Source organism: Bacteroides sp. HF-162 (assembly GCF_015679285.1).
Lineage (GTDB): Bacteria > Bacteroidota > Bacteroidia > Bacteroidales > Bacteroidaceae > Bacteroides > Bacteroides uniformis.
The window spans coordinates 1-23,794 of sequence record NZ_CP064937.1 but is presented as its reverse complement, the minus strand read 5'-3'; the positions used below and the strand labels follow the sequence as shown (position 1 = coordinate 23,794).

21 protein-coding genes and 1 pseudogene are annotated in these 23,794 nt (G+C 48.0%); 10 read left to right on the top strand and 12 right to left on the bottom strand.

The genetic code is table 11. The annotated features are described in order from the left end of the window. Position 1: 1 nt before the first annotated feature. The 6 genes from ITJ87_RS00110 to ITJ87_RS00085 form a co-directional block, all read right to left on the bottom strand. Positions 2 to 1,021, bottom strand: a complete 1,020-nt coding sequence (locus ITJ87_RS00110; RefSeq protein ID WP_120137855.1) for a restriction endonuclease subunit M — start codon at positions 1,019 to 1,021, stop codon at positions 2 to 4. A 231-nt stretch (positions 1,022 to 1,252) separates the two neighbouring features. After that, a complete protein-coding gene (locus tag ITJ87_RS00105; RefSeq protein WP_195690901.1) occupies positions 1,253 to 2,461 on the bottom strand; it encodes a site-specific integrase in 1,209 nt (402 codons plus the stop codon). 5 nt (positions 2,462 to 2,466) lie between these two features. Continuing rightward, the gene (locus ITJ87_RS00100; protein WP_195690902.1) at positions 2,467 to 3,132 is read right to left on the bottom strand and encodes a hypothetical protein; all 666 of its coding nucleotides are present in this window, start codon (positions 3,130 to 3,132) and stop codon (positions 2,467 to 2,469) included. A 2-nt stretch (positions 3,133 to 3,134) separates the two neighbouring features. Beyond that, positions 3,135 to 4,073 carry a relaxase/mobilization nuclease domain-containing protein gene (locus ITJ87_RS00095; RefSeq protein ID WP_195690903.1) on the bottom strand — a complete coding sequence of 313 codons (939 nt, stop codon included), beginning with the start codon at positions 4,071 to 4,073 and terminating at the stop codon, positions 3,135 to 3,137. A gap of 9 nt (positions 4,074 to 4,082) precedes the next feature. After that, a complete protein-coding gene (gene mobC / locus ITJ87_RS00090) occupies positions 4,083 to 4,448 on the bottom strand; it encodes a plasmid mobilization relaxosome protein MobC (protein ID WP_178264635.1) in 366 nt (121 codons plus the stop codon). A 188-nt stretch (positions 4,449 to 4,636) separates the two neighbouring features. After that, positions 4,637 to 5,068 carry a DUF3408 domain-containing protein gene (locus ITJ87_RS00085; RefSeq protein WP_195690904.1) on the bottom strand — a complete coding sequence of 144 codons (432 nt, stop codon included), beginning with the start codon at positions 5,066 to 5,068 and terminating at the stop codon, positions 4,637 to 4,639. 245 nt (positions 5,069 to 5,313) lie between these two features. Between ITJ87_RS00085 and ITJ87_RS00080 the strand changes: the two genes are divergently transcribed. The 3 genes from ITJ87_RS00080 to ITJ87_RS00070 are packed head-to-tail and all read left to right on the top strand — an operon-like array spanning position 5,314 to position 6,235. Further along, positions 5,314 to 5,568, top strand: coding sequence for a hypothetical protein (locus ITJ87_RS00080; RefSeq protein ID WP_195690905.1), 255 nt, complete (start codon positions 5,314 to 5,316; stop codon positions 5,566 to 5,568). 11 nt (positions 5,569 to 5,579) lie between these two features. After that, on the top strand, positions 5,580 to 5,891 hold the full coding sequence (locus ITJ87_RS00075; protein WP_195690906.1) for a helix-turn-helix domain-containing protein: 312 nt from the start codon (positions 5,580 to 5,582) through the stop codon (positions 5,889 to 5,891). A gap of 41 nt (positions 5,892 to 5,932) precedes the next feature. Continuing rightward, positions 5,933 to 6,235 (top strand): helix-turn-helix domain-containing protein, encoded by a 303-nt coding sequence (locus ITJ87_RS00070; protein ID WP_195690907.1) that lies wholly within the window; start codon positions 5,933 to 5,935, stop codon positions 6,233 to 6,235. Positions 6,236 to 6,325: 90 nt separating this feature from the next. On the opposite strand, the gene ITJ87_RS00065 is transcribed toward ITJ87_RS00070, so the two are convergent. The 3 genes from ITJ87_RS00065 to ITJ87_RS00055 are packed head-to-tail and all read right to left on the bottom strand — an operon-like array spanning position 6,326 to position 9,380. Further along, positions 6,326 to 6,700: a transporter gene (locus tag ITJ87_RS00065; RefSeq protein ID WP_195690908.1), complete on the bottom strand. Its 375-nt coding sequence runs from the start codon at positions 6,698 to 6,700 to the stop codon at positions 6,326 to 6,328. 7 nt (positions 6,701 to 6,707) lie between these two features. Continuing rightward, positions 6,708 to 8,045: a site-specific integrase gene (locus tag ITJ87_RS00060; RefSeq protein WP_196096301.1), complete on the bottom strand. Its 1,338-nt coding sequence runs from the start codon at positions 8,043 to 8,045 to the stop codon at positions 6,708 to 6,710. Between the two features lie 3 nt (positions 8,046 to 8,048). Then, positions 8,049 to 9,380 (bottom strand): site-specific integrase, encoded by a 1,332-nt coding sequence (locus ITJ87_RS00055; protein WP_195690937.1) that lies wholly within the window; start codon positions 9,378 to 9,380, stop codon positions 8,049 to 8,051. Positions 9,381 to 9,701: 321 nt separating this feature from the next. Here ITJ87_RS00055 and ITJ87_RS00050 point away from each other — a divergent pair. The 6 genes and pseudogenes from ITJ87_RS00050 to ITJ87_RS00025 form a co-directional block, all read left to right on the top strand. After that, positions 9,702 to 10,193, top strand: a pseudogene (locus ITJ87_RS00050) (site-specific integrase); the annotation flags it as partial. Positions 10,194 to 10,210: 17 nt separating this feature from the next. After that, the gene (locus tag ITJ87_RS00045; RefSeq protein WP_054856488.1) at positions 10,211 to 10,603 is read left to right on the top strand and encodes a hypothetical protein; all 393 of its coding nucleotides are present in this window, start codon (positions 10,211 to 10,213) and stop codon (positions 10,601 to 10,603) included. Positions 10,604 to 11,156: 553 nt separating this feature from the next. Further along, positions 11,157 to 12,524: a MobV family relaxase gene (mobV, locus tag ITJ87_RS00040; RefSeq protein ID WP_117875855.1), complete on the top strand. Its 1,368-nt coding sequence runs from the start codon at positions 11,157 to 11,159 to the stop codon at positions 12,522 to 12,524. Between the two features lie 134 nt (positions 12,525 to 12,658). After that, positions 12,659 to 13,549 (top strand): DUF4377 domain-containing protein, encoded by an 891-nt coding sequence (locus ITJ87_RS00035; RefSeq protein WP_008141172.1) that lies wholly within the window; start codon positions 12,659 to 12,661, stop codon positions 13,547 to 13,549. A 200-nt stretch (positions 13,550 to 13,749) separates the two neighbouring features. Next, the gene (locus tag ITJ87_RS00030; protein WP_054861810.1) at positions 13,750 to 14,880 is read left to right on the top strand and encodes a DUF4852 domain-containing protein; all 1,131 of its coding nucleotides are present in this window, start codon (positions 13,750 to 13,752) and stop codon (positions 14,878 to 14,880) included. 4 nt (positions 14,881 to 14,884) lie between these two features. Next, positions 14,885 to 15,217, top strand: a complete 333-nt coding sequence (locus tag ITJ87_RS00025) for a hypothetical protein (protein WP_008141174.1) — start codon at positions 14,885 to 14,887, stop codon at positions 15,215 to 15,217. 430 nt (positions 15,218 to 15,647) lie between these two features. On the opposite strand, the gene ITJ87_RS00020 is transcribed toward ITJ87_RS00025, so the two are convergent. Further along, positions 15,648 to 18,341, bottom strand: a complete 2,694-nt coding sequence (locus tag ITJ87_RS00020) for a 4-alpha-glucanotransferase (protein ID WP_117964091.1) — start codon at positions 18,339 to 18,341, stop codon at positions 15,648 to 15,650. A 131-nt stretch (positions 18,342 to 18,472) separates the two neighbouring features. Beyond that, positions 18,473 to 21,010 carry an adenosylcobalamin-dependent ribonucleoside-diphosphate reductase gene (locus ITJ87_RS00015; RefSeq protein ID WP_117964092.1) on the bottom strand — a complete coding sequence of 846 codons (2,538 nt, stop codon included), beginning with the start codon at positions 21,008 to 21,010 and terminating at the stop codon, positions 18,473 to 18,475. A gap of 417 nt (positions 21,011 to 21,427) precedes the next feature. On the opposite strand from ITJ87_RS00015, the gene ITJ87_RS00010 reads away from it, so the two are divergent. Then, positions 21,428 to 22,162, top strand: a complete 735-nt coding sequence (locus tag ITJ87_RS00010; RefSeq protein WP_044468986.1) for an NADPH-dependent oxidoreductase — start codon at positions 21,428 to 21,430, stop codon at positions 22,160 to 22,162. A gap of 70 nt (positions 22,163 to 22,232) precedes the next feature. Here ITJ87_RS00010 and dnaA read toward each other — a convergent pair whose 3' ends face one another. After that, positions 22,233 to 23,618 (bottom strand): chromosomal replication initiator protein DnaA, encoded by a 1,386-nt coding sequence (gene dnaA, locus ITJ87_RS00005; RefSeq protein WP_061411268.1) that lies wholly within the window; start codon positions 23,616 to 23,618, stop codon positions 22,233 to 22,235. Positions 23,619 to 23,794: the final 176 nt, after the last annotated feature.

Genomic DNA, 23,794 nt, shown 5'->3' with positions numbered 1-23,794 from the left:
TTCATTTTAGGAGGTCAATGTATCGGATTCGCTTGCCTTTACGCCCGGTCTGCGGGTCTTTGGCACGCCAGTCCTTTATGAGGCAATAAGTGCCGTTATGCCTGAAAATGTTGTCCGTGCGGCATCCCTCACAGGTGGTCACTGTCCGTGTGGTTTCCCCGAAAAGGTCTGTGGACATTTCCACCCTTTCGTGGCAACTGTTAGGCACAACACCTTTCAACCCGTCCATCTGCCACACGTTCCACGAAATGATGTAGGCGATGTAGTTCACGGACTTCGCAAACGGGTCTTTCCCGAACTTGGCACGGTAGTATTCCACAAAAGAGGCAAGCATGGATTCACGGGCGATGAGCAGACTGTCGCCCTGCCATTCATAGGCATAAAGGCTCTTGTAAGTCTCCTGCGCGGCTTCCAGCCATTCACCGGAAGTCTCGGTGTTCTCACTGACAACACGCAGTTTGCGGTCAAGCAGTCCGATACGGTCGGCAAGCGGAATGACCGCGCCTGTGGTGGCATCATAGCGGCTGACGATATAGGGTGCTTCGCCGCAGGTGATTTCAAGACGTGTGTCACGGACATAATCCTTCCATGTCTTTCCTTCGGGAAAATTTATTCTTTCGGGATTCGTTTTCCAGCCGTGCGTGCCGTCCTCTGACGTGTATTCCATATTGAATACGTCTTTCCTGCCGAACCACGCCTCGTCAATCAGGTTGTTCTGTGCGTTGCATACCCACGCAGGGGTGAACACCTCCGCCATGTCACGGATACGTGCCGACTGGGTATCCTTGTGCTTCAGGACACGGGGCATGATGACATTACCGTTGTCACCCGTAATGAGTTCGAGCAATATCGGGTCATGGTAGCCATACCCTTTGCCAAGGCGTTCATAGTCGGAAGTCGCCCAGAATATGTTGCACACGGCATCGCCCCTGCTCGTCGTATGGTCTTTGAGCAGGGTTGACAGCAATCCGGGGGAAGCCTGCAAGATGCTGTTCTCCAATATGTCGGCTGTTTCAGGCACGTTGATACACTTTGGTTAAGGTGTATCTCCTGTCGGAAGATACACTATCGGATGCAAAATTACACATTTTTGTGAAAAATGGGCAAGTTTAGTCTTGCAAAAATGACCTATGAGGATGTAAAAACGGCACAAAAAGAGTAATTGTTTCATAAGTAAAGAAGAAACCAGTTGAATATCAGGTACAATCCTCTCCCGACAGAAGTACCGTCATTGTTCCCAAACAAATTCTGATTACAAGTCTTTCAGGATAAGCAAGTTCGCTTTGTCTATCACCGAACCGTCCAATGACGCGAGGTATATGCGCGTGGTTTCCTCCGAATCATGTCCCATGCCCTCGCTGATTACAGAAATCGGTATGTTCTTGCTTTTGGCGATGCTCGCCCAAGAGTGGCGGCTCACGTACATGGTAAGCGGCGCGGCAATGCCGCACAGTCGGGCAATTTCTTTCAGGTACTTGTTGATGCGGAACAGCGTGCTTTTGTATTGGCTGCGTAGCTTTTTGGAAGGCAGTTTCAGGATAGGGAGCAGGTAATCACCGGAACATCCTGCGGCATATTTCGCCACGGTTTCCTCCATGCAGCTTTCCCACCTGATGTGGAGTTGTTGTCCGGTCTTGTGCCTCCGGTAACTCAATATGCCGTTTTTCAAGTCCGACTTCTTCAAATAAGCCATGTCAATGAACGACATTCCACGGGTGTAAAACGAAAAGAGGAACATATCCCTTGCCAGTTCCCAATGCGGCTTTCCCGTCAGGTCAAGTTCCTTGATGCGCCGGATGTCCTTCAGGGATATGGCGCGTTTCACGGTCTTGTCCATTCCCGTATAGACATGCCTGAAGGGATATTTCTGTGCGGTCAGTTCCTTCTCCACGGCACGGTTGTATGTGGCGCGAAGGATGCGCATATAGAAAGATATGGTATTCAGGGATACGCCATTTGTTTTCAGCCATGCCTCGTATTCCATTATCAAGTCTTCATCCATGTCGTCTAACTGTATATCCTTGTTCCGCCTGAAACGCATGAAACTGGACAAAGCAGACGCATAGGTTTCTGATGTGCGTTCCCTGTTCAGGCGTTTCAGTTGTCCGATGACGGAATCCATGAAATTGAAGAACGATTGCAGGCTTGTCTGTTTTCGATAGACGTCCACAATGGCATCTGCCGAACAGACACTTTTGAGCGTCAGGTCGCGGATGATGTTTTCAAGCCGCAGTACGTCACGGCTGATATGTTTTTGAATCATGTGGAGGTGATGCTTCCTGTCCGCATCAGCCCAAGTGGGAATCGTTACGGACGAGGTTCCAGCGTTCCACTCGCCTTCATGTACATGCAGGTCTGCCGTAATCTGGCGGACCGCGCGGTTGTGTATCACCTGATAGTAGATGCTGCTCTCCCTGCCATCTGTGGCAGAAGGACGGAATTTCACTTTTACCGATGCCATTCACGTTACTTTTGGTTATTGTTATTCTTCATTCGTGTCACTTTCAATTTCTCCTGCATCAGACTGTCGGACAAAGTCTTTAACCCCTTGTCGTAGCCGTCAGCCTCTTGCCGTATCCATTCGATAGTTTCCTCGTTGCGGTGGATGTCGAACACGTCATTCAGCCAAAGGATATGATTGGCATTGCAACCACCCCATGAGCGGATGACGCGGAACTTCAACGCATCGTCCGCATACTGACGCTTGGATTTCCAAAGCTCGATGTTGCCCCAGATGGAAAGGCTGCACACGATACCCATGCCAACCAAAAGAGAAAACATCCTGTTGGACTTGATGTCGAATTGATGACGGTGGATATGCTCCTGCGGCTCGTCCTTCCGCTCTTCCGAGTAGGTAATAAACGCCTCTTTCAAATCACGCAACAAGCCTAATATTCTGTTCGATGTCTTTACTTCCGCTTCCCCGAACTTGGTCAGCATGGCTTTGGTCTGTGCTTGATGCTCTTTTGCGGAATTCTCGAACAGCTCCTTTATGGGGTTCAAGTCCACCGCCGGAGGCTGTCCGTCTGACTGGGCATTTGCTACTTTTGGAGCGTTCTCCAACTTCTCGTTGATACCCTTGAGGCCATTCTTGATGTCCTCAAAGAGCGCATAAACTTCATTATTATCCATTTTTAGAATCCTATTTTACGTTGTTTCTTTTTCTTGTTCCTGCGTTTTAATTCTTCCTCGAAACGGTTTTCCTCAGCCTGTCCGTCCGCGTTGTCCGGCATGAAAAGACCAATCGAACCGCTGTACAAATCATCGTTTCCCCTTGATTCTGGTTGAAACGTGGGCAGTTCTTCATGACGCGAAGAGGGTGACATTTCCATTCGCTCGGTATGTCTGTTACGTTCCAATGCAGCATCTATCTTGGAATAGCTGAACCGCCTGTCAATCTTGGAGCCGCTGAACGAATAGCCGTTCATGGTGAAAACTATACCCTGCACCTCGTCCGACTTGCCCTTGTACTTGAACTGAATTTCCACGCCTTGTTTCTTCAGATTAGCGGTAAGCATGTTCCAGTTTCCACACCTTGAAACCTCCGATTTAAGGATGGAGTAAAGCCCGTACTTGGTCTTGTCCGGCTCTTTCAGGCGGTGCTGCTTCACACGCTCCTTGCCACTGGAGAGATAAAGGCTGTACTTCCTTGTAATCTCCTTACAGATGCGTGCGCTGCGTATCCGTTCGTTCCGGTCACTGATTGTCCTGCCGTTGTTGGCAATGCGGTTGAACGCTATATGCACATGCGGATGCTCCTTGTCGAAGTGGCGTACGATGAGAATCTGCGTGTCGGTTATTCCCATTTCCTTCAGGTATTCCAACGCTATTCCAGCCATTGCGCGGTCGGTCAGGCGGTGTTCATCCTCCTTATGGAAAGCCAACGAGATGTGTCCGACAGGCTTCGTAACCTTTGGATTCATTTTTGATTGCGCCTCGAAGCTCATAGTTATCGTGTCCTTGTCCTCGACAAAAAGGCTGTCGCAGACAAGGATTTTAGCGTCCTTTCCCTTGTCAAGAATGTAGTTTACCACACCCCTAAAACTGCTTCCCTTTACGATTTTAGCTATCATATCCGGCTGTCATAAGAGGATTAAATTCAGCAGTTCCTCAATCCGTGCCACGAGCACACGGCACTCCATCCTCACCGTGACGAAGCCCGCCGCATTCGCCTTGTGTGCAAGCTGGTTCAGGTTGTTCGCCATGCCGCAGAGTTGGCGGACGTAACCAGTATGTTCCGGCGTGAGCCGTTCCTTCACCTGCCCCTCCCTCATGCAACGGCGCAGGAACTCCCCGGCGGATATGCCTGCGCTCCGTGCCTTGCCTTTCAGCGTGTAGTAGTCCGATGTCGCCATCTTCACCGTAAGGCGGTATTTCAGTTTGTCTGCCGCTCCCTTCTTGGGGCGACCTCCTTTGTTTTTGTTGTTGATTTTACGTTTATGCTCCATTGGCTTTTAATTTCTAATGATTAGAATGCGATTACTGATTAGACCAACGGGATGCGGCTTCCACGGAGTTCATGAGTGGAAGCAAGCGGTTTCGGTATGCCCGAAACACAAACTTGCTCCCCTCAAAACTCCGTTGGATTGGTTCAGGGTAACTCTGAATTGCTCCCCGTTAATCCACTTCTTAATTCTCAGAGTTTACGCCATGCCTCGATGTCCTCCCTGTAGGTGTCAAGGTGCTGCCGGGCGATGTTCTCCACCAGTCCCGACACGCTCATACGTCGCTCGCCGAACATACGGACGATACGGTCAAGGGCGTCGCGCGTGCTGCGGCTGAGGAATACGGGCTTGCGGTCTTCGATGGACGGAACGGAAAGGAATGTTTCCTTATACTCTTCCAACGATGCCCGCCGCTGCTTGCCGCTGATACGGCGTACCACCTGCGGAGTTTCATCCACTTGTTTCGGCACAGCTTCACCTGCCTGTTCCAGTACAACTTCGCTTGTCTTTTCCTGCGTGTCGGCAGGCTGGGGTTCAGGCTTCGGGGTTTCCAAACTCGGCTTGTTGCCTAAAAAGTCCTGCAATGTTGCATCCATACTTTGGTTGCTTAAATTCTTCTTCATACTTGTCTGAATTAAATGTTTAACAATGTTGGTCGTTGTGCGCACATTTGACCGATTATCGGTTGCAAAGGAAATGGCTATAAAACAGACAGTCAAAGGATTGGATTGAGTGGGGCAACAATGTATGGTTTTGCACTTTACACATTGCCGGAACGGTTCGCACTGCGCCGTTTTGCCATAGTACATGAAACGGGCATTGGAAATTTTAAGGGCTTAATTGGAGCGGTCAGGACGGATTTAAGGAAATGCACTTTGAGAAACCGAAGAACGCCACAGACTACCACATCGACGCCAAATGCTGCCACGCAGGTGCAATGCGGTCGGATTATGCCGGACTTCGCTTTTCTTTGCATCACGGACGCTTGGAACAGCCGTCACGGGTTTGGCGGATAACGCCACTCCCGACCACTTGCTGCCACAAGCTGCCACTTTATTGCAAATCCATTGTTTCAAGCGGACAACGGCTTTACTTTGCTGGCAAAAAGAAGAACAAACAGTAAATATAATGAGTATGGAAGTAGTAATCATTTCAAAAAGCAAGTATGAGGAAATGGTCGGCAAGCTCAACCGCCTGTCCGACCGGGTGAATGAAATCCTCCGCAAGAGGGAAGGGAAACGGCTCAGCCGTTGGATGGACAACCAGGAAGTCTGCCAACAGTTGCGAATCAGTCCGCGAACCTTGCAGACGCTCCGCGACAACGGTACGCTGGCTTACTCGCAGATAGGACACAAGATTTTCTACAAGCCGGAGGATGTGCAGCGCATCGTCCGATTTGTGGAGGACAGACGCAAGGATGCAGCCTATCGTGGCTGTAGCATCTAATCAGATAATCGAAAGTGTAACCACTAAATCCACTGTAAATTATGAACGACTTGATTCTTGCCGACCGTGAACTGGAGGTCGGCTTCATCGGACAACTGGATGCTCTGCTCGAAGGCATCGAAAGAATGGACGCAAGCCATAAGGCTTCGCCAAGTAACGAACAGTTCCTGACGGACAAGGAAGTGTCGGCATGGCTCAAGGTGAGCCGCCGCACCTTGCAGGACTACCGCAACAACGGGATGATTGCCTATTACCAATTGGGCGGGAAAATCCTGTATAAGGAATCGGACATCGAAAAGATGGTGATGAGCGGGTATCGGAACGCATACCGCTTGGGAACGTAAATCTGAATGTGCAAAAACAAAGAAAGCCGATGGGCGGACAATTCACTTGTCACCATCGGCTTTCTTTGTATAATGTTATATCCTTTACTGCTAACACGTACACCGTGGACTGGTTACGGACAGCGAAAAGAACAAATTTACAGGCTTTTCATGGCTTACGGTGTACAACCTTTCCATGATGAACTTTCGGAAAGCCATGCTTTCCCTGCTTCGTAACCTGAAAGCCACGGCAACCACCATTTCAAGGCTGTACACGTCATAGCAAATCCTGCCGTCCTGCCTGACGTGCCGCACCGTTTCCTCTTCCGACAATTCATTGTTCTTGTAAATGGCAGCAATAGCCTTACGAATATAGCAACCGAACACATTGAACGCATCGGACATCTCCTGCTGCGTCATCCATACGGGAGCGGTCGGCATCGTGACCGCCCCGTTTTCATTGATTGTGATTATTCCTCTTTCCATGTCCGCATCATTTTTCATTATCAGAATTCCGTTTACATTCCTTTTTCCAACCGCTGTAATTGCCGCACTTGAACACACGCAAGGGCATCCTGTCGTCAGGTAGGGAGAACTTGCCTTTGGTGGTTTCGGACAGCACGGCCAAGTCACGGCTCACCTTCTGGTTGGTGATTTCCGCATAGATTTGCGTGGTACGGATGGAGGAATGTCCCATCATCTTGCTGATGCTTTCTATCGGCACGCCGTTGTTCAGGCAAATCAGGGTTGCGAAGGAGTGACGGCTTTGATAGTAGGTAAGGTGGCAGTCCAAACCACATTGTTCGGCAATCATTTTCAGGCTGCGGTTGAGGTTTCCGGTGATTGGCACATAAAACAGTTTGCCGTCCTTGCCTTCCCCGCGATACTTCTCAATGATGCGCAAGGGTATGTCCAACAATTTGATATGGCACTCCGCCTTGGTCTTCTGACGTGCGATGTGAATCCACTTGCTACCGTCCTCCTTCGTGATGATGTTGTCCTCCGTCAAATTCGCTAAATCCGCCCTCCCGATGCCCGTGAAAGTCGAAAAGACGAACAAGTCCCTCGTATGACAAAGTCGGTATGTGGGCAGCTTGGCTTTCAACAGCTTCTCAAACTGCTCACCCGTCAGGTAGCGGTGGTTCACCGGAACCTTCTCTATCTTGTGTCCCGCGAAAGGGTCGCGTTTGAGGATATGCTTCTTCAAGGCGAGCCGCGTCATCTTGTGCAGCAGGATGAGATAGTCGTTGTATGCCGATACCTTCAATCTCAGCACGGTGGACAGATAAAACGTGAAGTCGGTCATGAAGCGCATGGTCAGCGAGCGCAACGACATGTCCTCCATGTTGTACTTGTACTTCATGAAATTGTGGATGTGCTTGCGTGTGGTCAGATAGCGGACATAGCTGTGCCTTGTCCTGTCAATGCCCACACGCTTGGCATACTCCTCATTATGCTCATCCATCAGCGCAAGCAGGGTTTCCTTCACCTGCGACTTGCCCGTCACGGCATTTTTGATGATTTCTGCCGACACGAAGCCGTAACTGTCCACGTTCTCCTTGTAGGCGGCACGGGCTTTGGTTTCCAGTGCGGACAAAACTTCGTTCAGCCTGACCAGTTCCTTTTTCTTCTCGCTGTCAAAGCTTTCCTTGCGCCCGTCAGTGGAAGCCCTGCCCATTTCCGCATCCCAAAATTCCGGTTCGATTTCCAGTCCCGTGGAATACTGGCTGACCTTGCCGTCAAGGGTAATGCGTCCCATAATGGGGCATTTTCCGTTCTTCTTCAACTTTTGGCGGTTAATGTAAAATAATAGCTTGAACGTGCTGCGCATGACTTATCCCTCCATCATTTGTTTGACAATAGCCCTTTGTTTCCAACTCGGATTGACCCTGCGCCGGGTGTTGTCCTTGCGTATCGTGGAAGGGGATGCATCAATCCCGAACAAGGAAAACTTGCCGCCGATGGCTTCATTCAGCCTGTCCACATCACGGTCAATCTTGGCCTGCGTAACTTTCGCATACCGCTGTGTGGTATTTATATGCTTGTGCCCCATGATTTTGCTTACCGTTTCGATGGGTATTCCTTGCGATAAACAAATTATGCTGCCGAATGTATGACGTGCCTGATGGAATGAAATCGGACGGTTGATGCCGCACATCACCGACATCTTTTTGAGGTGGCGGTTCATGCTTTCTTTCGTAAGCATGGGTAGCAGCTTACCGTCGGCATCCATGCCCCTGTATTTCTCCAAGATGGCGAGCGGTATTTCCATCAGCCTTACACATTCGGGCGTTCCGGTCTTCTGCCGTTCGGTATGAATCCACAGGCTTCCGTCCTCGGCTTTTACAAGGTTCTTCTCCGTCAATGCCCTCATGTCGCAGTAACAGATGCCCGTCCAACACGAGAACAGGAACATGTCCCTCGTGAAATTGCGGTTGGGCGTGTCGTAGGTCATGTTGGCGAACTTGCCCAGTTCCTCTTCCGTAAGGTACATCTGCTTGAACTCCGGCTTTTGCGGTCTGTAACCTTTGAACGGGCTGAACGGGATAATGCCACGGAACACGGCAAGCATCATCACGCTTTTCAGGCGGTTTACATGTCCGAGTATGGTCTTGGGCATAAACCGCTTGACGGTGCGCATGTACATGTCGAAATCCTCGATGAAATTCTCGTCCAACTGCTTGACAGGCATGTCTGAAAGGCGGTACTTGTCTTTCAGGAAGGTGGCGAGGTGGCGGTAAGTGTTCGTGTACTGGTAATAGGTGTTCACGGCGCGGTTCACGCCCACGCGCAAGGCGTAGTCGCTGTTGTGTTCCTCAAACAGCTTCATGATGGTGTCCTGAGATTCCGCCAGCCCTTGGTAGGCGTTCTTCACTTCCTCTGCCGAAACGACTTCCTTGATGTCTTTCAGTTCGTTGAACCGTTGGCGGAGTAGAAGCAACGTGCGTTCAATTTCTCGGTTTGCCATGACCGCCATCCTGCTCTTGCCCGTACACCGTTGTGCGGTGGCGTTCCACAGCTTCACGTCCACCTTGAACTTGCAGGAGAACTGCGCGATGGAGTTGTTCTTTCCCCTAACGGCTATTCTGCCCATGAGGGGCGACTGTCCGTCCTTGTCCTGTCCGCTGCGCTTGATGTAGAGCAGCACTTTCATTTCTGTCTTCATTGCCATAACTTTTTTGGTTGCAATATTAGTGATACATTGCCGACCGACAGAATTGGAAACGGGGCAGAACGGCGCAAACGGAACGGACGCTGCTAAATCTGCGGATTTGAAGCCCTTGCCGCACGTATAATGCTTGTTTACAAGCATTAGGAACGCTGTTTTTCAGGCTTCAGGCAGGTAGCGGGACAGGTAATGACTTGGTAGCGGAAACCTTGCATTATCCTGCCTTTCCCTGCTGTTTGGCTGTAATGGCAAACAACTGCAAAACCGTTGCTTTACAACAAGTTGCGTTTAATTCTCTTTATTCCTATCTCCTTTGCTTTGATGCTTCTTTCTTTGTTCACGGGTTTGGCGTATTCAGACGTGAAGAACCTCACCACCGACCGCCTGCAAACATTCTTCGACGGCAATCTTTGGATAATCACCCGAAGAAAGAAGACCAACACCGAATCGAACATCCGTCTTTTGGACGTTCCCAAACGTATCATAGAGAAATACAAGGGGCTGGCTCGGGACGGTCATGTTTTCCCCGTTCCGAGTAACGGCAGTTGTAACAAAATACTCAAAGATATAGGCAGACAATGCGGCTTCAAGGTGCGTTTGACCTATCACGTTGCACGCCACACGAACGCCACGACCGTACTTTTGTCGCACGGCGTACCCATCGAAACGGTGAGCCGCCTTTTGGGACACACGGACATAAAAACCACCCAAATTTACGCCAAAATCACCGCCCAGAAGATAAGCCAAGACATGGAAACCCTGTCGCACAAGTTGGAGGATATGGAGAAGAATATCTGCCGAGCCATCTAATTAAAAACAGAATACCGATGAAAGAAGAAAGGAATATTATCACGATGGACGGGCAGGGCAATATCTTCCTGCCGAGCGATATAGGTGCAACCGCCATGACCGAGTGGGAAATCTGCGAACTGTTCGGGGTTATCGCCCCGACGGTTCGGGCAGGGATAAAGGCACTCTGCAAAAGCGAAGTTTTGAATATATATGATATAAAGCGCATTATCCGCATATCGGACAGATACAGCGCGGAGGTTTACAACCTCGAAACGATAGTCGCCCTTGCTTTCCGTATCGAATCGTTCGGGGCGGCGAAAGTCCGCAGGGCATTATTGGAAAGGATTATACACGGGCGAAAAGAGAAAACGACGGTATTCGTGTCGGTTGTTTCGGACGGCAAGCCCAACAGCCGTTGGAAAGCATGATGATATATCAACATACCAACATGCAAATCTATCACTATGGTGATATATATTGCAGGTTCTATTCCTCTTTTCAGAGGAAAGCGGAGCAATCATTTCCGTTTACAAAGGCAAAGCAAGCACGGGGCTTTATGTCGGCTAAAAGGTCGGGCGGCTGCGCCGTTTCCCGATAAATCTTCCTCTCGCTTCGCTGCGAGCGTATTTATCGGGAAAACCTTGTATCCGACCGCCCCATGCAAAAGAGCCTTTGAAAACGGAAACGACCGCCCACATCCACCGACCGAAAGGGAAAAAATTAGGTGGGGTTATATGGGTAAGCAGGTGGTAGGAACAGCCACCGCAGAAAGGCAGACGGACGGCACGCCGCAGGGTATTTACGGAGAAAATACCGTAGCTTATTAGGGAATTTTCCGAGCCGCAATACTACGTATCGCTGAAAATTCCCCAATAAGGCAAGGGGCAAGCCCCTCTGCACACCCCATCGGGGACGGCATTTGCCGCCCCCGAAGATACAAAAAATCATTGTTTCACAAGCCAAAAAAGAAAGGAAGAATATATGGGTTTCGTAGTTTTACACATGGAAAAGGCGCACGGCAGCGACAGCGGAACGACCGCACATATCGAGCGTTTCATCATACCGAAGAACGCCGACCCCACACGCACACACCTAAACCGCAGACTCATCGAATACCCCGACGGGGTGAAAGACCGTTCGGCGGCTATACAGCAGAGATTAGAAGAAGCGGGGCTGACACGCAAAATCGGAAGCAACCAAGTACGGGCTATCCGCATCAACGTATCGGGAACGCACGAGGACATGAAGCGGATAGAAGAAGAGGGGCGTTTGGACGAGTGGTGCGCCGACAATCTGAAATACTTCGCCGACACGTTCGGAAAGGAGAACATCGTGGCGGCTCACCTGCACAGGGACGAGGAAACACCGCATATACACGTTACGCTCGCCCCCATCGTCAAGGGAGAGCGAAAGCGCAGGAAAAGGGAGGAACAGACGAAAAAGCGATACCGCAAGAAACCGACCGACACCGTGAGGCTGTGCGCAGACGATATTATGACACGGCTGAAATTGAAGTCCTACCAAGATACCTATGCCGTGGCGATGGCGAAATACGGGTTGCAAAGGGGCATAGACGGCTCGAAGGCTCGCCACAAGTCCACGCAGCAGTATTATCGGGATATACAGAAACTCGCCGACAACCTCAAAGCGGAAGTGGTGGATTTGCAACAGCAGAAAGAAACGGCACGGGAAGAACTAAGACGGGCGAAAAAAGAAATACAGACCGAGAAGCTGAAAGGGGCAGCAACCACCGCAGCCGCCAACATCGCCGAGAGTGTCGGTTCTCTTTTCGGCAGCAACAAGGTCAAGACATTGGAAAAAGAGAACATCGCCCTGCATAGGGAGGTAGCCGACCACGAGGAAACCATCGAAGCCCTGCAAGACAGAATACAGAACATGCAGGCAGACCACAGCCGACAGATGGCAGAAGTAGAACGGAAGTACCGCAGGGAGATAGCGGACAAGGAAACGAAGCACAAGGAGGAAATATCTTTCTTGAAAACGGTAATCGCAAGGGCGGCGGCATGGTTTCCCTATTTCCGTGAAATGCTCCGTATCGAAAACCTATGCCGCCTTGTGGGATTCGATGAAAGGCAAACCGCAACGCTCGTCAAGGGAAAGCCGTTGGAGTATGCAGGGGAACTTTACTCGGAGGAACACGGACGGAAATTCACGACCGAAAAGGCAGGGTTTCAAGTCGTGAAAGACCCCACGGACGGGACGAGACTGGTTCTTGCCATTGACCGAAAGCCCATTGCCGAGTGGTTCAAGGAACAGTTCGAGAAGTTAAGGCAGAACATACGCCGACCTATACAACCGCAAAAAAAAGGTAGGGGAATGAAGATATAACCGTTTTATCTTGCTGGAAAACAATAAAAAAGTGCTGTTCATAATGCCTTATGAATGGCACTTTTTATATATTTGCACACAAAATAAGGATAGAGCAAATAAAAGTAAATACAGAATCGTAAAATTTGATAGATATGAAAACTCAAAAATTAGAAATACTGATATTATTTCTCTGTATATTCGGCTTTATAGGTTGTGATAACAAAGATGAAGAGGGTGAGAAAGTGACAGACTACAAGGAATATTCTTTAACCATTGCATCAAAGAAGATACCCGGTGTTTGTTGGTCAGACGGATTTAATTATTTGTCTGATGTATATGCCGTAAAGAAAGAAAATGCCCAAGAATGGGAGAGCCTTGGAGTCATTGATGAATTTGAGTTTGAGAAAGGATATGAATATAAGGTAAAAATCAGTGAAACAAATTATTTGGATTATAGCATGGGAAATCCCGCATGGACGGAATATGAACTACTTGAAATAATATCTAAAGATAGGAAAGATTCAGAAAATTTGCCTTTACATTTTATCCCTAAATCATACTATGAGAATGTACAGCTTCCTAAATACAGATATGTAGTAGATGCAGATAATAATCAAAAACTTATTGAAGAAGAATTGAAAAAAAAATCTTTTATTCCTTTGGATTTTCATTATATGCTTTGGCGGAGCGAAGACAAATTCCTAAGATGTATTGCAATAAAAGACGATAATAATACATTGGGACCGTGTATTATAAAAAACGAAAACAAAGCCCCGGAAGAAATGCCAGAATCTTACAAATTACTTCCTCCAGAAGGAAATGTGTTTGGTTATGGGAAATGGACTTTTTTAGATGAACATGGAAATGAAACGAATTATCTTTCATTTGATGTGTTTATGGGTCGTTCTGCTAAATCAAGAAACGTAGATTTAACCCCCGATGTAGCTTATCTTTATAAAGACCTTTCTGAATACTACAAAAATAAATATCCGCAAGCCGGAGTGAAAACAGTTGTGGTTTCTTATGCCATTTCTATTAAATAACATAAAATCTTCAGCGAGCATCAATCATCCTAATTATAGTCAAACAGAATTGGTTTGAGAGGGATTTAAATCGTAATTTGCTGATAATCAATTCTTTTTTTTGTGTAAAATTCTCAAAATAACGCAGTTTGACTATATCATTGCAACTATTATAAGAATCTATTAAAATGAGAACTATAGAATTAAGCACAAAAAAACGTATGAAAAGAATAAATCTGACCGTTTTGTTGTTAAGCGGTGTCTGTTTGTTATGCCAACCCCTTCAAGCCCAGCAGAGCATTGATGCTTGTGACGGTCGTACTTATAAAGTAGGCGACACGCTCCGTATTGGCGAACCATTGCCTTCGGGCTATCTATTTATAAAGCAGATAAACGCCGATAATAAATTCGACAAGTTGAATCCGAAAAACTCAACCGGACGGACTGCCGTCATTACCGACATACCTGCTTACCAGCCCAAACTCTATCAACAGTTCGGCATTTACCAACAGCCGGAAACGCCCCAAATAGTCTTTGCCGAACAGGGCGATTTCAAGATTGGCGTATATCTAAACATGGCTTTAACCAAAGGAAACATCATGTCCGGACATCATGTTTCCCATATGGATGGAGCTGTCGACCTTACCCCGGCTATCTTGTTCGCCTACACACATAAACTTTACGGCAAACCTATCGACACAGCATCAGTCGAGACCTATGCCTCTCTCTCTGCTCCCCAACAGTATGCAGAAGCAGCCAATGACCCGTTTGCATTGGAAGAACTTCGTACAACATATCGGAAAGAACTGGAACAAGCTGTGGCAAATGCAGATTTCAATAAGGTTTTCCGTATCAAATGTTTGTCGGAACTCCAAATGTACGACATCAATCAACAGCGTTTCCCGCTTTCGGGCTTAACGTGTGTCAATGTGGAAACCAAGCAGAACAGAGAATTATCCCAACAAGGTTATTGCTTATGGGGAAGTTGTGCCTTTCATTTCACTAACGCTCCGTCATTTGCCACCCTACCTTGCAAAAAAAACATTGCCCAAGGCATTTATACTATGCGTAAAATGACCTCGGCGACCTTGCCACCAACAGCTACCCTATACGTATATGTGCGCATCCTCCAACAGCCAGTATCACTTCCTGATAAACGTACCATGGTGATGTGTCCCGGAACATCATTCGATTTCGAGTGGTCAACACTCCGTAAAGCATACGGTCAAAAAGCTTTGAACATGGAAATTATACAAACGGACGGTTATTATAATGTCTTCCCTTATAACATACAAGAAGTGACATACAATTATCTTGGTACACAAACGCTACCTAAAAAGAACAATAAATAGTAATATGAAACTAAAAAACATCATTCAGACTACATTGCTAACAATCGTCTTGACATCATGTTATACATCCAGTCGAATAAGTAAATTCAGCTCTGAAAATATAAATTTGGGCATAGATAAAAATCTTTTCATAAAAAGATATGGAAAGCCTTTTAATAAGGAAATATCCTATACACAAGACAATCAAGAGAAAGAAAAACTCTTCTATAAAGAAGAATTAAACAAAGGTACATGGTATATTATAACAACAGCTTTTACTTTTATTGATGATAAACTTATAAAGCAAGAGGTTGTAAAAGAAGAAAGGACTTTTCAAAAATGTGATTGTAATAAATAAGCTATGCCTCCGGTGGGATAACTCGCTGGGGGCTTCTTACATTTTCTGTTTTTTTCAATCAATTTTATAAAATTGCCGTCACAGTTCGTACTTTCGGAAAAAGATATTATATTTGCAAATGAAAGAGTTATTTGACAGCATAGCAATGTAAAACGCTGAAAATTGCACGGTTGCTAACTCGTTACCGCTACTTCTCAAATAATTCGCTAAGAGTTTATTCTTCAATCGGTTAAGTCAAACCGAGAAAAATCTAAAATATAAAAATAGCGCGAAATTGTTTTTTATAGAATACAATTATGTGAGGGTCGGAATGAACTTATCGAATTATTTTAGGCACGGAATTATACGGGTTATCACGGTTGCTTTCAATATTATCCGTGATTGTCCATGTAATCCGTGCCTAAAATAACCCTTTGTTAAGAATCCTTTCTTATCTTCCGGTGCTTTCTATCATGCTCCTTATTTTCTCGTTCAGGCTTTCTGCCTTCATCAGTTGTTCCAGTGTCAGGTGCATGCGCCAGCGCCAGTAGTGCCGCGGGTTGGCAGGAATATTGATGCGTTCTTCCTGCACGTTCGGGTTGCGCCATTTGCCGTCCATGGACATCCAGTCTTGCAGGGAGAGGATGCAGAGGATGGAGTTGCTATGGAGGTGATTGCGAACCACTTCTTCGCAAAGCTCCGGCGTGGCCGTTGCCGGTGCGGCACCGTAGTGCCCGAGCATGGTGTTGTAGTAACGCTGCGTCTGTTGGAAGTCTTCTTCCCACCAGCCGCGCAGGGTAGACATGTCGTGCGTGGAGATGGTGCAGACCGAACGGTACGGATACCAGTCAGTGTGGCCGAATTCTTGTTTCGGGTCTTTCGGCATACGTTGTATCTCCAGGGAAAGGATACGCAGGTCGTTCATCACCCATGCCACGCAATCGGGAATCATGCCTAAGTCCTCACCGCATACCAGCATGCGCGTGGACTGTGTCAGTTGCGGCAGTTTCTTCATGGCTTGCTGTCCCCAGAAGTCATTGTGGCGGTGATAGTAGTACTGGTCATACAGCCGGTTGAAGGCAGCCTTTTCCCAATCGTTCAGTGCGCGGTAGATGTAGTCGTGCTGCACGCCGATGCGCGGATGGTATTCGTGCGGATTGTTGCGGTCGGGCACGAACAGCACATCGCTGATAAGGGCGTAAAGCCCGTCACGAATCCAGATGCTGTCATCGTCCGTCTTTCCGGCAAAGTAGGCTTCCACTTTGTGCTGGGTGTCGAACTCGGGACGCATGCGGTAAACCTCCCACGTGTCTGTCGGCTCTATGAAGGTCTGCTTCACATAGTCTGTATGCGGGCCGAAGATTTGTCCGAGGAAGTACTCATGGATATAGGGCTTCAGGAAGAAGTCTTCGCGGAATGCCAGCCCGTAGCTTTCTATCTCCTCGCGCGTCATGGGCAGGGCGGGGACGAATTGTCCCAACAGCCCGTGTACGGCGTGCATCGGTATCTCCCAAATGCGGAAGAAGCCGAGGATATGGTCTATGCGGTAGGCATCGAAGTATTCTGCCATTTTGTGGAAACGCTTCATCCACCAGGCATAGCCGTCTTTCTCCATGACATCCCAGTTGTAGGTGGGAAAGCCCCAGTTCTGCCCGTTCACGGAGAAATCATCGGGCGGTGCGCCGGCTTGGCCGTTCAGGTTGAAGTAGTGGGGTTCCTTCCAGGCTTCCACACTGTTGCGGCTGATGCCGATGGGGATGTCGCCTTTCAGCACTACGCCGTTGGCGCGCGCATGCTCGGTGGCGGCAAGCAGTTGCAGGTGCAGATTGAACTGGATGTAGTAGTAGATGGCAATATGCGGATAGTCGGCAGAGTCCGGCCGGCACAATGTCTCTATCTCCTTGGCATCGTAGGTGGCATACTTGGGCCACTCGCGGAAATTCGGGGTCTTGTAGGCATCACGCAGGTAGCTGAAGACGGCATATGGCTGCAACCATTCCTTGTTGGCCTCGTAGAAATTACGGAATGCATCCGAGGCCAGCACCTTTTCCCCTTCCTGCTTGAAGATGAGGTGGAAGTATTCCCACTTTGTCTTGTTCACAGCTTCGTAGTCCACGGTGGGCAGGGCATTCAGTTCTTTCTGGCGTTTGTTGAATTCGGCCATCACCTTCTTGTCCTTCAAGCTGCCCAACTGCTTCAGGTCGGCGTACATGGGATGGAAGGCATAGATGGAGATGCTACTGTAAGGGTAGGAGTCTGTCCAGGTATGCGTCATGGTAGTGTCGTTGATGGGCAGAATCTGCACCGCCTTCTGATTGGTGGCAACTGCCCAGTCAATCATGCGCTTCAAGTCGCCGAAATCGCCTACACCGAAGCTTTTCTCGGAGCGTAGGGAGAATACGGGTACGGCTACTCCGGAACCTTTCCATGCAGGAAGATTGAAGTATACATAACGGTCGCCGACAGCCAGCGTTTCGTTGGCGGCTATCTGCGGGTCGGCCATATAGCGGTTGGGATTGTTCTCCCAGGCCACGGCACGGCGCTCTTTCTTGTTGTAAAGGACGAATTTATACTCCAGCGGGAAGCTGATTTTACCGGCATCCACTTCTACCTGCCATTCGGGGAAGTCGATGTCGCTCATAAGGGCAGCTTTGTCCGGGTTCCAGTCACCCAGCGCCTTCTGGTTTCCGCAGAGTGCCAGGCAATGGTCACTGTCTATGCAGGGGGCGTACGCCTTTATCAGCAACCCCTTTTTGTAGCTTTTCGGGGCGGCACTGCGTTCGCGATGCGCCAGCAGGGATTCTGTGAAAGCGGATGTATAAAAATACTGCTGCTCGGGCAGATTCTTCCAACAATCTTCTATGCGGTAAACTTTCTTCGGATTGTCTGCAACGTGCAGGATGCGTGGCAGGCTGTTCCACTCTGTCCGTATGGTTCTGCCATCTCGATAGATGTGGTAACTGTATTCGACGCTTCCATTACCGGGAATCTGGATATCCACTTCCGCGGTCCAGTGAATGCCGTCTACAGTGTGCAGGGGGGTGGCTTTGTCGGGCTGGTCGTTGCCAAGTTCCGGGATGGAACCCAGGACTCTGACTTCTTCACCCCAGCTGGTGCGATACTCGATATTGAATATTAGTGTCATATTATATTAGATTTAGAAATAGCAATAGCTGCAATGATTATGCAAGTATAGAAATTATTCCTCATAATCATGCAGCTACCGTTATCTAAGTCATTTAAATTCCTATGCAAACGTTTGTGCTTGCCGTGGGATTATCCACAGCGGGAAGCTCCGCACGTCTTGCAGATGAGGCAACCTTCTTGGTAAACCAGTGTTTCGTTACCGCAGTTGGGGCATTTCTTGCCTTTGGCTTCCGTGCCGTCCTGGATGTATTTCTTCAGGGCGCGTTCCACACCGTTCTTCCAGGTGTTGATGTTTTCGCTGTCCAGTTGCAGTGAACCTACCAGCTTGATGACCTGCTCGATAGGCATGCGGTAGCGCAATACACCGGAAATCAGCTTGGCATAGTTCCAATACTCTTTGTTGAACTTCTCGGACAGACCCTCGATGGTAACTTTGTATCCGCGCTTGTTCTCGAACTGGAAGTCGTAACGCTTGTTTCCGTGCTCATCCACATTCTTGATGATGTGGCCCGACACCACATTCTTCGGCAGGATGATGCCTTCGTCATCGTCCAGCACACCGGTGAATATCTCGTAGGGATGATTGTCCAGCAAGCCGACGAATGCCACCCATTTCTCCTTGTTGTTCTGGAAGCGGACAACGTCTGCATCCAATATTCTGGGACGTGTTTCAACGACCGTAGGCGGTTTGCACGGGGGAAGCTCAGACTTTTTGTCGCTCTTGGTAGAGATGAGTACACCGGAACGCGAACCGTCGCGGTAAACCGTACAGCCCTTGCAGCCGGATTTCCATGCTTCTACATACAGACGGTTCACGAGGTCTTCGTCTACGTTATTCGGCAGGTTGATGGTTACGCTGATAGAGTGATCCACCCATTTTTGGATACGTCCCTGCATCTTGACTTTCATCAGCCAGTCCACGTCGTTGGAGGTTGCTTTATAATAAGGTGATTTCTCTACCAGGGCATCCACTTCTTCCTGCGTGTAGCGTTTGGCGGGGTTGTATCCTTGTGCTTCCATCCAAGTCACGAACTTGGGGTGGAACACGATATATTCTTCAAAGGCATCCCCGGTTTCGTCGATGAAGTCCACATGGACGTTCGTATCGTTGGGATTCACTTTGCGGCGGCGCTTGTACACGGGCAGGAATACGGGCTCGATACCGGAGGTGGTTTGAGTCATCAGGCTGGTGGTGCCGGTCGGGGCGATGGTCAGACAAGCAATGTTGCGGCGTCCGTACTTCTTCATCTCCTCGTACATTTCCGGGTCGGCTTCGCGCAGACGGTTGATGAACGGATTGTTCTTTTCGCGTTCTGTATCGTATACCTCGAATGCGCCGCGCTCTTTGGCCATTTCTACGGAGGAGCGATAGGCGTTGAGTGCCACCGTCTTGTGTACTTTCTCCGAGAACTCGGTTGCCTCTTCAGTACCATAACGCAATCCCAGGGCGGCAAGCATGTCGCCTTCTGCCGTGATACCTACACCGGTACGGCGGCCTTGGGCGCTTTTCTTGTAAATTTTCTGCCACAAAACGCGTTCTGTATGTTTCACGTCTTCGCTTTCGGGGTCGGCATCTATCTTGCTCATGATGCGCTCTATCTTCTCCAGTTCAAGGTCGATGATGTCGTCCATGATGCGTTGGGCCAAAGCTACATGCTTCTTGAATAGCTCAAAGTCAAAATAGGCGTCCGGCTTGAACGGATTGACTACGTATGAGTAAAGGTTGATGGCGAGCAGACGGCAGGAGTCGTATGGGCACAGTGGAATTTCACCGCATGGATTGGTGGATACGGTACGGTAGCCCAGGTCTGCATAGCAGTCGGGCACGGATTCCTTTAATATGGTATCCCAGAACAATACACCGGGTTCTGCCGATTTCCATGCATTGTGCACAATCTTTTTCCATAATGCGGATGCGTCAATGTCTTTTTGGAATGCCGGCTCTGTGGCGTCAATCGGATATTGCTGTGTATATGGTTTGCCTTCGATGGCGGCCTGCATGAAGTCGTCGGTCAGTTTTACGGAGACGTTGGCTCCGGTCACTTTGCCTTCGGTCATCTTGGCATCGATGAAGGCTTCCGAGTCGGGGTGTTTGATGGATACACTGAGCATCAGTGCGCCGCGGCGTCCATCTTGAGCTACTTCGCGCGTAGAGTTTGAATAGCGTTCCATGAAGGGAACCAAGCCGGTGGAGGTCAGTGCCGAGTTCTTTACCGGTGAACCTTTCGGACGGATATGGGATAAGTCGTGTCCCACGCCGCCACGGCGTTTCATCAGCTGTACTTGTTCTTCGTCTATCTTGAAGATGGCACCATAAGAATCCGCTTCGCCGTCCACACCGATAACAAAGCAGTTGGACAGAGAGGCTACCTGATAGTTGTTTCCGATTCCGGTCATCGGGCTTCCTTGCGGAACAATGTACTTGAAGTGGTCGAGTAAGCCGAAAAGTTCCTCTGAACTTAATGGATTGGGGTACTTGGCCTCAATGCGGGCTACCTCATTGGCTATTCGCCAATGCATGTCTTCCGGAGACTTTTCGTAAATATTTCCGAAAGAATCTTTGACTGCATATTTGTTTACCCAAACTCTGGCAGCCAACTCGTCGCCTTGGAAGTATTTTAAAGATTCTCCGTAGGCTTCGTCATAAGAATAATTTTTCTTTTCCACAATGTTGTATCTCTTAGGATTAGTTACAAATAAGTAAAGTTGTAGAAGTTGTACTTATCGTTAACAAATGCATTTGCAAAGCTATGAATGTTTTTCAACTTGGCAAAATTAAAATGAATGTTTTTATCAACCGATGTATAGTTTTCTATTGATTGCTATTAATTTATTGGTTTATAATGTTTTAATGATTTGAGTAAACGAATAAGTTTTCCAAAATGGAATTTATTAACAACTTGTTGGGCTGAGAGGTTCTCGGTTTAGTCGAACATAAGGTTACTTTTATCTGCTCGTAGAGATAATAATTGTTCATTTCTTGTTGAAAAGATGTATTTTATTCCGGATATATGATGATAAAAAAAGTGTGAACTCTTGAATGAATTGTTCGTGGATTACATTATCTTTGCAAAAAAAGAAAGAATGGAAAGCTTGAAACAAAGGAGAACAATCCGAAAATACCAGCAGAAGGATATTTCTGCTGATTTGTTAAATGATTTGCTTGAAACCTCTTTCCGGGCTTCTACAGTCGGGAACATGCAGGTTTATAGTGTGATTGTGACGCGTGATGCAGAGCGTAAAGCCAAACTGGCGCCTGCACATTTCAATCAGCCGATGGTTCGGACGGCGCCGGTAGTGCTTACTTTCTGCATAGATTTGCGCCGCTTCAGCAAGTGGTGTGAGCAACGTAAGGCTGAGCCGGGATACAACAACTTTGAGTGGTTTGTGACGGGGGCTGTCGATACCTTGCTGGTGGCACAGACTTTTTGTGTGGCTGCCGAGGAGAAGGGGTTGGGCATTTGCTATCTGGGAACTACCACTTACAACCCTCAGATGATTGTCGAAGCGTTGGAGTTACCGGAATTGGTGTTTCCCATCACGACAGTCACAGTGGGATGGCCTGCCGAACAGCCGGAACAAGTGGACCGTTTGCCGCTGGAGGCCATTGTACACGAAGAGGTTTATCATGATTATACTCCTCAGGACATTGACCGGTTGTATGCCTATAAAGAATCGCTTCCTGAGAACAAGCAGTTCATCTTGGAGAACAATAAGGAAACGCTGGCGCAGGTCTTTACAGATGTGCGTTATACGAAGAAAGACAGTGAGGCAATGTCGGAGAATCTTTGGAAGATAATGAAAAAGCAGGGATTTTGAAAATTAAGGATTAGGGATAAGGGGTTAAGCTAATGCATACTTAGCTGCATTTAATCCCTTATCCTTATTCTTATCCTTTTTTCAGTGCGGCTTGAATCTCGTCAATTTCCGCACGGAATGATTTGTCTACCTCTTTCAGCTCTTTGATGGTTTTACATGCATGCAATACAGTGGCATGGTCTTTATGTCCAATTAGCGCACCGATTTTTGCTGTAGAGAAGTCTGTATAGTTTTTGGCTAAATACATGGCTATTTGTCGTGCTTGCACCACTTCCCGCTTTCTGGATTTTGTGTGGATGGTGGCAGTTTCCAATCCGAAGTGCTTGCATACGGTGTTGATGATTTCATCGACAGTCACTGCCTTGCTTTCGCTGTTCACTACCTTGCGGACGATACGTTGCGTCAGTTCCAGGTCTATTTCTTTATTGTATATGGTGGAATGCGCCATAATGGAAATGACGATGCCCTCCAGGTCACGTACACTGTCGCCCACGTTCTCTGCAATATAGTCAATCACTTCCTGGGGGAACTGCAGGCCGTCACGGTGTATCTTGTTGCGCAGAATGTTCTTGCGGAGTTCTACGGTAGGTTTCTCCAGCTCAGCCACCATTCCCCATTTAAAACGTGTAATCAGACGCTCTTCCATGCCCTGCAGCAATACCGGTGCACGGTCGGAAGTGAGGATGAGCTGCTTGCCGTTCTGATGCAGATGGTTGAAGATATGGAAGAATGTATTCTGCGTTTTGGTCACGCCGGCAAATTCCTGAATATCATCAATGATTAGAATATCAATGGTCTGGTAGAAGTTGATGAAGTCGTTAGTCGTATTGTTACGTACGGAATCGGTGTATTGCACTTGGAATAGGTGTGCGGATACATACAATACCCTTTTCTCCGGGTATAGTTCCTTGATTTTGGTTCCGATAGCATTGGCAAGATGGGTTTTGCCTACACCTGATGCTCCGTATAGGAACAGCGGATTGAAGATTGTTTTAGCCGGATTGAGAGCGACAGCTTCTGCAACGCTGCGCGACAGCTTGTTGCTGTAACCTTCGATGAAGGTTTCAAAGTTGTATTCTGGATTAAGGTGCGGGTCAAGTTCGGGGACGGGAATCTGCGGAATCCTTTTGTCCATCACTTGTTTTTGCGGTATGATGGTACGCTGTGTAGACTCCAGGTCGACGGTTTTCCGCGAGCTCTTGTCCACCATTACGTTATACATCAATTTAGTTCCCTCACCAATGACCTTATAGAGAGTCTTGCGCAACAAATCAACAAATTTGTCCTCCAAAAACTCATAGAAGAACTGGCTGGGCACTTGTACGACCAGCGTTTTGTCTTCATATTTTAAAGGTATGATGGGAAGAAACCATGTTTTGTATGTCTGCTCCGGAACATTGTCTCTGATGATTTCAAGACAGCGGTTCCACAGCCCGACATGATCTATTTCACTCATAACGGCTATAAATACATTTATTAATTAAGCATAACTTCTACGATTGCAAAATTGGCAATCTTATTCGAGAAAAACAAATCCTTTTTTTCTTGCGTTTTTAGGGAAAGTAATAAGCTCTTTACTTTCAGCTACTTATCGGTTACTATGAGTATACTCCTTATATAAGGTGTGTTGCA

Bases quoted from the DNA above. Each gene is read 5' to 3' on its own strand.
- ITJ87_RS00105 (WP_195690901.1), bottom strand. From the start codon at position 2,461: ATGGCATCGGTAAAAGTGAAATTCCGTCCTTCTGCCACAGATGGCAGG.
- ITJ87_RS00100 (WP_195690902.1), bottom strand. From the start codon at position 3,132: ATGGATAATAATGAAGTTTATGCGCTCTTTGAGGACATCAAGAATGGC.
- ITJ87_RS00095 (WP_195690903.1), bottom strand. From the start codon at position 4,073: ATGATAGCTAAAATCGTAAAGGGAAGCAGTTTTAGGGGTGTGGTAAAC.
- mobC (WP_178264635.1), bottom strand. From the start codon at position 4,448: ATGGAGCATAAACGTAAAATCAACAACAAAAACAAAGGAGGTCGCCCC.
- ITJ87_RS00085 (WP_195690904.1), bottom strand. From the start codon at position 5,068: ATGAAGAAGAATTTAAGCAACCAAAGTATGGATGCAACATTGCAGGAC.
- ITJ87_RS00080 (WP_195690905.1), top strand. From the start codon at position 5,314: ATGCACTTTGAGAAACCGAAGAACGCCACAGACTACCACATCGACGCC.
- ITJ87_RS00075 (WP_195690906.1), top strand. From the start codon at position 5,580: ATGGAAGTAGTAATCATTTCAAAAAGCAAGTATGAGGAAATGGTCGGC.
- ITJ87_RS00070 (WP_195690907.1), top strand. From the start codon at position 5,933: ATGAACGACTTGATTCTTGCCGACCGTGAACTGGAGGTCGGCTTCATC.
- ITJ87_RS00065 (WP_195690908.1), bottom strand. From the start codon at position 6,700: ATGGAAAGAGGAATAATCACAATCAATGAAAACGGGGCGGTCACGATG.
- ITJ87_RS00060 (WP_196096301.1), bottom strand. From the start codon at position 8,045: ATGCGCAGCACGTTCAAGCTATTATTTTACATTAACCGCCAAAAGTTG.
- ITJ87_RS00055 (WP_195690937.1), bottom strand. From the start codon at position 9,380: ATGAAGACAGAAATGAAAGTGCTGCTCTACATCAAGCGCAGCGGACAG.
- ITJ87_RS00045 (WP_054856488.1), top strand. From the start codon at position 10,211: ATGAAAGAAGAAAGGAATATTATCACGATGGACGGGCAGGGCAATATC.
- mobV (WP_117875855.1), top strand. From the start codon at position 11,157: ATGGGTTTCGTAGTTTTACACATGGAAAAGGCGCACGGCAGCGACAGC.
- ITJ87_RS00035 (WP_008141172.1), top strand. From the start codon at position 12,659: ATGAAAACTCAAAAATTAGAAATACTGATATTATTTCTCTGTATATTC.
- ITJ87_RS00030 (WP_054861810.1), top strand. From the start codon at position 13,750: ATGAAAAGAATAAATCTGACCGTTTTGTTGTTAAGCGGTGTCTGTTTG.
- ITJ87_RS00025 (WP_008141174.1), top strand. From the start codon at position 14,885: ATGAAACTAAAAAACATCATTCAGACTACATTGCTAACAATCGTCTTG.
- ITJ87_RS00020 (WP_117964091.1), bottom strand. From the start codon at position 18,341: ATGACACTAATATTCAATATCGAGTATCGCACCAGCTGGGGTGAAGAA.
- ITJ87_RS00010 (WP_044468986.1), top strand. From the start codon at position 21,428: ATGGAAAGCTTGAAACAAAGGAGAACAATCCGAAAATACCAGCAGAAG.
- dnaA (WP_061411268.1), bottom strand. From the start codon at position 23,618: ATGAGTGAAATAGATCATGTCGGGCTGTGGAACCGCTGTCTTGAAATC.